Source organism: Burkholderia sp. Ac-20384 (assembly GCF_017104605.1).
Classification (GTDB): Bacteria; Pseudomonadota; Gammaproteobacteria; order Burkholderiales; family Burkholderiaceae; genus Burkholderia; species Burkholderia lata.
Genome location: NZ_JAAGPE010000416.1, coordinates 1 through 6,393, shown reverse-complemented (window position 1 = coordinate 6,393; position 6,393 = coordinate 1). Strand labels below are relative to the sequence as shown.

General features: G+C 67.4%; 6 protein-coding genes. All 6 read left to right on the top strand.

Annotation, left to right across the window (positions count from 1 at the left end):
* The coding region (locus G3O00_RS38705; protein WP_206146150.1) for a LuxR C-terminal-related transcriptional regulator at positions 1-294 on the top strand (294 nt) is incomplete at its 5' end.
* Positions 295-375: 81 nt separating this feature from the next.
* Complete coding sequence (locus G3O00_RS38700; RefSeq protein WP_346779019.1) at positions 376-1,023, top strand: hypothetical protein; 648 nt, start codon at positions 376-378, stop codon at positions 1,021-1,023.
* Between the two features lie 193 nt (positions 1,024-1,216).
* Positions 1,217-1,414, top strand: a complete 198-nt coding sequence (locus G3O00_RS38695; RefSeq protein ID WP_206146148.1) for a hypothetical protein — start codon at positions 1,217-1,219, stop codon at positions 1,412-1,414.
* A gap of 263 nt (positions 1,415-1,677) precedes the next feature.
* A complete protein-coding gene (locus G3O00_RS38690; protein WP_021163649.1) occupies positions 1,678-3,180 on the top strand; it encodes an aldehyde dehydrogenase family protein in 1,503 nt (500 codons plus the stop codon).
* A gap of 72 nt (positions 3,181-3,252) precedes the next feature.
* The gene (locus tag G3O00_RS38685) at positions 3,253-4,593 is read left to right on the top strand and encodes an aspartate aminotransferase family protein (RefSeq protein ID WP_011354541.1); all 1,341 of its coding nucleotides are present in this window, start codon (positions 3,253-3,255) and stop codon (positions 4,591-4,593) included.
* A 237-nt stretch (positions 4,594-4,830) separates the two neighbouring features.
* Positions 4,831-6,333 (top strand): APC family permease, encoded by a 1,503-nt coding sequence (locus G3O00_RS38680; protein ID WP_174932664.1) that lies wholly within the window; start codon positions 4,831-4,833, stop codon positions 6,331-6,333.
* Positions 6,334-6,393 lie beyond the last annotated feature (60 nt).

Here is a 6,393-nt window from a genome sequence, read left to right as displayed (position 1 = left end):
GCCACGGGCTGCAGCCGCGAGATCGATGCGCTCGCGCGGCTGCAGCCCGTGGCCGAAGCCGCGCTGAGCCCGCTGCTGCGCGCGCGGCGCGGGATCCACCGGATCGGCTGCGAGGAGCGGCTGACCTACCGCGAGGAGCAGGTCGCGCGCCTCGTGCGCGACGGCCTTTCGAACAAGGAGATCGCCCGCGATCTCGCGCTCGGCCAGCCGACTGTCAAGACGCACCTGATGCGCATGTACCGCAAGCTCGGCGTGTCGAACCGCACGGAACTGGTCGGGGCGCTGTTCCTGTAATTCATCGGATAATTGCGATCCGGAATTCGAACCTTTCGCGATTGCCGATTCATGAATACCCAAGCCAAAGCGTTGCTGGCTGTGCTGCTCGTGTTGCTGGGGGCCTCCACGGCCTCGACGGCGTTCGCGCAAGAGGGCGAACCCGATTCGTGCGCCGTGCTGCAACCGATCCGGATGCTGGCCGATGACGTCGGCGACGCTGGCACCGATCTCGGCGACGGATGGCTCGCGCTGGCGCCCAGCGGCAATCGCTGGAAGCTTGCGCCGGCACGCATCCGGCTCGAACCGGTGCAACCGGACGGCACAGCCGTCGACATCACGCCCGACGTGAAAAAGGCCGTCGCGCTGTTGCGTTGCAAATCGCTCACGCAGGGCCGGGTCGAAGCGGCGAACCTGGCATTCCCGAACGGCGGAAGGGTGATCGAGCCCGGCCCCGAACCGCTGCGTTTCGCGTTTCACGGCCGCCGGTACGCGTTGCGCTACACCGCATCCGGTGCGGTGGTTGCCGAAGGCGGGGGCAAGCGGTCGGTCCTGCATGATTTCGGCGGCGACACGCCGCCGTTTCGCGTGACCCTGATCTGGGCGGGCGACCTCGATCGCGACGGCCGACTGGATTTCCTGATGGAATTCGGCAGTGAAATCGGCACGAATTTCTGCCTGTTCACATCGGGCAATGCGAAGGAAAACGAACTGGTCGGGCCTGCGGGCTGCCTCGATGTCAGTGGCTGATCGTCAAGACGCCCGTGCCAAGCACCCATCTCGCAAGCCCGACCTGCCGAACCGAACCGAACCGAACCGAACCGCACCGCACCGAACCGCACCGGCTGGCGCGCTTCCGCCGCAATCGTCCGGCTCGCGAGCCCTTGCCGTCGTGCAGTACCATGCGCGATCGTCGTTTCGATAACAACCAGGGGCCGGGAACATGGACGTCACGATCATTGCAGTTTCCCTTGTGGTCGTCGCCTTGAGCGTTGCACTGCCGATTTTCATCATCAGGACCGTGAGAAGCGGGATATACGATTCGCTGTACTTCCTGATTCCGCTGGCGCTCGGCATCTACTGGCTGGATTACCAGGCGTACGACCTCCTGGCGTCGATGGGGCACGGCTTCAGAAACTAGCATGGCAATGACCGGGCATCGGCCCGGTACCGGCGCGAGCATGCCCGCGCCGGTCGAACAGGCCGGCCTGTCTGCCCGCGCGATACCGGGCCGGCTTCCGGTCTCGGCACTCGCCCCGTCCCCGCGGGGTTCGAACCCGCCACCCCCAGCGCCCACGCGCTGCCAATTTGCGCTCACCGGGCGCGAACCCTCGTCGATACAGTGGAACGACGCCCGTGTGCCCGTGCGCACGCGGTCCAGCCACGACAATCATCGAGACGCCCATGAGCACCACGAATTTCGTCGCCGTCAGCGACACCGTGCGCACCTTCGTTGCGCGCGACTTCGGCCTCTTCATCGACGGTGAAATGCAGCCCGCGCACGCGGCCGCGCGGCTCGACGTGTACGACCCCGCGACGGGCGAGCGGCTTGCGACGGTCGCGGACGCCGACGAACGCGACGTCGATCGCGCGGTCGCCAGTGCGAAGCACGCATTCGACACCCGCGTGTGGAGCGGCCTGCGCCCGGCCGACCGCGAACGCATCCTGCTGAAACTCGCCGACCTGATCGAAGCCGACGCCGAAACGCTCGCGCAGCTCGAAACGCTGAACCAGGGCAAGTCGATTCACGTGTCGCGCGCGATCGAGGTCGGCGCAAGCGTCGAATACGTGCGCTACATGGCCGGCTGGGCGACCAAGATCACCGGCCAGACGCTCGACGTGTCGATCCCGTTCCCGCCCGGCGCGCGCTATACGGCCTATACGCGCAAGGAGCCGGTCGGCGTGGTCGCCGCGATCGTGCCGTGGAATTTCCCGCTGATGATCGCGGTGTGGAAGCTGATTCCCGCGCTCGCGGCCGGCTGCACGATCGTGCTGAAGCCGTCGCCGGAAACGCCGCTCACCGCGCTGCGCCTGGCCGAACTTGCACGCGAAGCCGGCGTGCCGCCGGGCGTGTTCAACGTCGTCACCGGCGGCCGCGTGTGCGGTGCCGCACTCGCGAGCCACCCGTCGATCGCGAAGATCTCGTTCACGGGCTCGACCGCGACCGGCAAGCTGGTCGGCGCGGCGGCCGTGCAGAACATGACGCGCTTCTCGCTGGAGCTCGGCGGCAAGAACCCGATCGTGATGCTCGACGACATCGACGTCGCACAGGCGCTCGACGGCGTCGCCGCCGGCGCGTTCTTCAACCAGGGGCAGGTGTGCGCGGCCGCATCGCGCATCTATGTGCACCGCAGCAAGTTCGCGCAGCTTGCGGATGGCCTCGCGGGCGTCGCGCAGTCGATGAAGCTCGGCGCGGGCCTCGACACGACCGCGCAGATCAACCCGCTGGTCTCCGCGCACCATCGCGACAAGGTCGTCCAGCACATCGAAGGCGCGCGCCGCGCGGGCCTGACGTTCCTCGCGGGCGGCACGCCGGCCGACGACCTGCCCGGCTACTACGTGAAGCCGGCGGTGATCGCCGATCCGCATCCGGACAGCGCGATCGTGCGCGACGAAGTGTTCGGCCCGGTGATCGTCGTCGTGCCGTTCGACGACGCGGCCGACGCGGTGCGCCTCGCGAACGCGTCGCCGTACGGTCTCGCCGCGAGCATCTGGAGCAACGACCTGAAGCGCGTGATGAACCTCGTGCCGCAGATCGAGGCCGGCACCGTGTGGGTGAACTGCCATATCCCGCTCGACCCGTCGATGCCGTTCGGCGGCTACAAGCAATCGGGCATCGGCCGCGAATTCGGCCAGTACGCGATCGAAGGCTTCACCGAAACCAAATCCGTCTGCATCGCGCACTGACGCGTTGCGCCAACGACGAAAACCTCGGACCTCGGCCAACGAGGTTCAACCGATCCGACAGTGGAGACTGCAATGAGCTACAACGAAGCGAAATTCTGGCATCCGATGGTGCACCCGAACGAGATGAAGCAGCGCAAGCCGATCCGCATCGTGCGCGGCGACGGCTGCTACGTCTTCGATGAAGAGGGCCGGAAACTCGTCGACGGCGTCGCGGGCCTGTGGAACGTGAACGTCGGCCACAACCGCCAGGAAGTGAAGGACGCGATCGTGCGCCAGCTCGACGAACTCGAATACTTCCAGCTGTTCGACGGCATTTCGCATCCGCGCGCGGAAGAGCTGTCGAAGAAGGTGATCGACATGCTCGAGCCGGAAGGCATGCGCCGCGTGCTGTACAGCTCGGGCGGCTCCGATTCGATCGAGACCGCGCTGAAAATTGCGCGCCAGTACTGGAAGGTGCGCGGCCAGGCCGACCGCACCAAGTTCATCTCGCTGAAGCAGGGCTATCACGGCACGCACTTCGGCGGTGCGTCGGTGAACGGCAACACGGTGTTCCGCCGCAACTACGAGCCGAACCTGCCGGGTTGCTTCCACGTCGAGACGCCGTGGCTGTACCGCAACCCGTTCACGCAGGATCCGGAGGAACTCGGCCGGATCTGCGCGGAAATGCTGGAGCGCGAGATCCAGTTCCAGAGCCCCGACACGGTGGCCGCGTTCATCGCGGAGCCGATCCAGGGCGCGGGCGGCGTGATCGTGCCGCCGGCCAACTACTGGCCGCTCGTGCGCGAGGTGTGCGACCGCTACGGCGTACTGCTGATCGCCGACGAGGTCGTGACGGGCTTCGGCCGCAGCGGCAGCATGTTCGGCAGCCGCGGCTGGGGTGTGCGCCCGGACATCATGTGTCTCGCGAAGGGGATCTCGTCGGGCTACGTGCCGCTCGGCGCGACGGTCGTGAACGCGCGGATCGAGGACGCATTCGCCGCGAATGCCGATTTCGGCGGCGCGATCATGCACGGCTACACGTACGCGGGCCACCCGGTCGCCTGCGCGGCCGCGATCGCGAGCCTCGACATCGTCGTGAAGGAAGATCTGCCGGCGAACGCGGCGAAGCAGGGCGCGTATCTGCTCGAAGCGCTGAAGCCGTTCGCGGAACGCTTCGCGGCGGTCGGCGAGGTGCGCGGCAAGGGGCTGATGCTCGCGCTCGACCTGGTCGCGAACAAGGACACGCGCGAGCCGATCGACCCGCTGTCCGGCTATGCGAACGCGGTCGCGGAAGTCGCGCGCGAGAACGGCGTGCTGGTGCGCCCGGTCGGCACGAAGATCATCCTGTCGCCGCCGCTCGTGATCCAGCGCGAGCAGCTCGACCGGATCGTCGACGCGCTGGCGGCGGGCTTCGAGGCCGTGCCGTTCGCGTGATGACGTGATCGCGTGATGGCACGCCGGCGGCGGGCAGCGCGGCTGCCGCCGGTTTGCCGATTTGCGCTATGACCGGATTATTTTGCCTGCGTATTTTTTCGACATCGGATCGAGTTGTGATCGACAAGGGGCCCGGGAATCGAAGCGCTTGAGCGCCGCTCCGGGCCGACCGCAAAGCCATGGAACCCCGGCCGCCGACGAAGCGGCGGCCGGGGTCGACACAGGAAGGAGACAAGGATGTCGGGATGGTCTGGAGTTACCGGCGCAGCGGGCGATACGCCCGGCGGCACGCCGGCTGAAGCGGGCGGCGGCACGGCGCTGAAGGCGGGTGCGGTCGGCTTTCCGACCGCGCTGGCGAGCGCCGTCGGCCTCATCATGGCAAGCCCGGTGATTCTCACCGCGACGTCGGGCTTCGGAATGGGCGGCTGGGCGTTCGCGGTCGCGATGATCATCGCGTTCGTGATGATGCAGGCGCAGGCGACGACCTTCTCCGAAGCCGCCGCGATGCTGCCCACGGCCGGCTCGGTTTACGATTACCTGTCGTGCGGGCTCGGCCGCTTCTGGGCGATCACCGGCACGATCTCCGCGTATTTCCTCGTGCACGTGTTCGCCGGCACGGCGGAAACGATCCTGAGCGGCATCATGGCGCTCGTCAACTTCGAATCGCTGAATGCCGCGTTCGAGAAGCACAACAGCTCGTGGCTCGTCGGTGTCGGCCTCGTCGTCACGTTCGCGATCACCAACATCATCGGCATCAAGGTGTTCAGCAAGCTCGAGATCGTGCTCACGGCCGGCATGTGGCTGTCGCTGATGATCTTCGGGATTCTCGGGCTCGCGGCCGCGCCGGCCGTGCATCTCGATGGCTGGTTCGGCGGCTCGGAAGTCGGCACGTCGATTCCGGCCGTGCTGTCGCTGGTCGGGATGGCGATGTTCATGTTCGTCGGCTGCGAGTTCGTCACGCCGCTCGCGCCGGAAATGAAGTCGCCGGGCAAGACGATTCCGCGCGCGATGGCGCTGGGCCTCGTCGGCGTCGCGATCTGCATGTTCCTGTACGGCGCGGCGATCCGCCGCCAGGTTGCGAACGTGCCGGTGAGCCCCGACGGCCTCACACACCTGCTCGACACGCCGGGCGCGATTCCCGCGTTCGCGCTGCAGGTGCTCGGGCCCTTCGGCCGCATCTGGTTCGGCATCGCGTTCCTGTGCGCGGGCGCCGCGACGATCAATACGCTGATGGCCGGGCTGCCGCGCATCCTGTACGGGATGGCGATCGACGGGGCGCTGCCGCGCTGCTTCGCGTACCTGCATCCGCGCTTCAAGACGCCGGTGGTCGGCATCGTTGCCGCGGCGATCGTGCCGATCTTCCACGCGTGGCTGATCAACGGCAATCTCGACAGCATCCTGCACCTCGTGCTGGCCGCGACCTGCGCGTGGGGCACCGCGTACCTGCTCGTCACCGCGTCGGTCGTGATGCTGCGGATTCGCCGCCCGGACCTGCCGCGCCCGTACCGTTCGCCGCTGTTTCCGCTGCCGCAGATCGTGTCGAGCGTCGGCATCATCCTGGCGATCTGGTACATCACGCCGCCGGGCATGAACGCGCGCGACATCTACGTGCCGTTCGGCGCGATGCTCGGGCTCACCGCGCTGTACGCACTGTTCTGGACGCTCGTCGTGCAGCGCCGGCATCCGTTCAAGCCGGTGCCGGTCGAGGAAGTGCTGCGCAACGAGCACGTCGCATCGTGAAGATCGCGCTCTCCCGTTGGCGCGCGGCGCCCGATGCGCCGCCGCCCGGCCACCGGCCCG

What these genes read in the sequence shown, in the direction of transcription:
- G3O00_RS38695 (WP_206146148.1), top strand. Translation starts at nt 1,217, where the DNA reads ATGGACGTCACGATCATTGCAGTTTCCCTTGTGGTCGTCGCCTTGAGC.
- G3O00_RS38690 (WP_021163649.1), top strand. Translation starts at nt 1,678, where the DNA reads ATGAGCACCACGAATTTCGTCGCCGTCAGCGACACCGTGCGCACCTTC.
- G3O00_RS38685 (WP_011354541.1), top strand. Translation starts at nt 3,253, where the DNA reads ATGAGCTACAACGAAGCGAAATTCTGGCATCCGATGGTGCACCCGAAC.
- G3O00_RS38680 (WP_174932664.1), top strand. Translation starts at nt 4,831, where the DNA reads ATGTCGGGATGGTCTGGAGTTACCGGCGCAGCGGGCGATACGCCCGGC.